Below are 1,884 nucleotides of genomic sequence, written 5' to 3'. Positions count from 1 at the left end.
TGTGTGCCGAGCATGATCGACAGCTCGGAGGTGTAAGTCCTCTACCCAGCCTGATGGCGGCGAAGGGTTAGCGAAGCGCAAGGGCGTCGTCGTGAGGCGGGGTCTGAAGGAAGCGTGGAGCAAAACCGCGACCCGATGGACAAGAACCGGATATGAGGCCTACCCGGCCGGACGAGCGGGCAAGTGACCGCGAAGTCCATGGTCATCAAGGACCGGGGTGGTAAATTCGGCGGGTGCGCGGGGAAGGCGGTCGATCTTACCTCGGGAGATCTGCGCCGTGTCCGGAATTCCGGACTGAGCCCGCCGTGAGGCGCGCTGATCGCGGCGCAGAAGTCAGCAGAGGGCATAGTAGTCGCCGGGCTTACCGGAGGCGAAGGCCCGAACGGTTGGAAGGACGAGTAGGACGGAGTTCTCGCATTGGCCATGCGGCAGAAAACCCAGCTTGAGCTGGCCTTTCCTGAGATCGGCGCGGGTGAAGCCCGCAACCGCCTCGGGTCAGGGACCGAAGCCGGTGCGGCGAACGCCGCTTCCGAAAGCCCGGCGGCGATGGCCGGACCGTGCATGGAAGCGATTGTCGATCGCGACAATCTGAGGAAGGCGCTGGCGCAGGTCCGGCGCAACAAGGGAGCGTCCGGGGTCGACGGCATGAGTGTCGATGCCTTGGCGCTGCATCTGAAAGACCACTGGCCCGACCTTCGCGCCCAACTGCTCGAAGGCTCCTACAAGCCGCAACCGGTGCGGCGTGTCGACATCCCGAAGGCATCCGGCGGCACTCGTCCGCTCGGCATCCCGACGGTGCTCGACCGCTTTATCCAGCAGGCGGTGATGCAGGTGCTGCAAGAGGAATGGGACGACGGGTTCAGTATGTCGAGCTACGGGTTCAGGCCCGCACGCTCGGCCCATCAGGCGGTAGCTGCGGCGCAAGCGTTCATCGCGTCGGGCCACCGCGTTGTGGTGGACATCGACCTGGAGAAATTCTTCGACCGGGTCAACCACGACATTCTGATGGGGCTGGTGGCCAAGCGGGTGTCAGATCCGCGCATCCTTCGCCTCATCCGGGGCTTTCTGACCTCGGGAGTGTTCGAAGGCGGGCTGGTCGGTCCGACCGATGAGGGAACGCCGCAGGGCGGTCCGCTCTCGCCGCTGCTGTCGAACCTGATGCTGGACGAACTCGACAAGGAATTGGAGCGACGCAAGCATTGCTTCGTCCGCTACGCCGACGACTGCAACATCTATGTGCGCAGCGTGCGGGCGGGTGAACGGGTAATGGCAAGCGTCGAACGCTTCCTCGACAGGCGTCTGAAGCTGAAGGTCAACAGGCACAAGAGCGCGGTCGCCTCGCCGCACCGGCGCAAGTTCCTCGGCTTCAGCTTCAGTGACGCAAAGACGCCAAGGCGTCGGATCGCGCCCGAGGCTGTCGCCCGGTTCAAGCAACGCGTACGGCTGCTGACGATGCGGACGCGGGGCGCGAACCTCGCGCAGATAGCCAAGGAGTTGTCGCTCTATCTGAAAGGGTGGCGCGGCTACTTCGGTTTTTGCGAAACGCCGTCGGTGTTGAGCCGCCTCGACCGATGGATCAGGCGCAGGCTTCGATCCATCGCGTGGAAGCAATGGAAGCACGGACGTACCCGCTTTGCGGAGTTGCGCCGCCGTGGCGTCGGGCACGATCTGGCGGCACAAACCGCCGGCAGTGCGCTCGGCCCATGGCGCATCAGCAACAGTCCCGCGCTCGCCATTGCCCTGCCGAACGCATTCCTCGCCGGCATCGGCCTAGCTTGCCTTGCGCCGGCCAAAGCCGCATAACCAACCGAACCGCCCTGTACGGACCCGTATGCAAGGTGGTGTGGGAGGGGAGGAACCGCGAGGTTCCCCCCTATCCCGATT

At 64.6% G+C, this 1,884-nt stretch carries 1 protein-coding gene; it reads left to right on the top strand.

Going from position 1 to position 1,884, the window contains the following annotated elements; all coding sequences use genetic code 11:
• Positions 1 to 423 precede the first annotated feature (423 nt).
• Positions 424 to 1,803, top strand: coding sequence for a group II intron reverse transcriptase/maturase (ltrA, locus tag NKI49_RS33120; protein WP_502899646.1), 1,380 nt, complete (start codon positions 424 to 426; stop codon positions 1,801 to 1,803).
• Positions 1,804 to 1,884 lie beyond the last annotated feature (81 nt).

The organism is Mesorhizobium sp. M0587 (assembly GCF_040320945.1).
GTDB lineage: Bacteria > Pseudomonadota > Alphaproteobacteria > Rhizobiales > Rhizobiaceae > Mesorhizobium.
The sequence above is the reverse complement of the archived record's forward strand: the minus strand, read 5'-3'. Positions and strand labels throughout refer to the sequence as shown.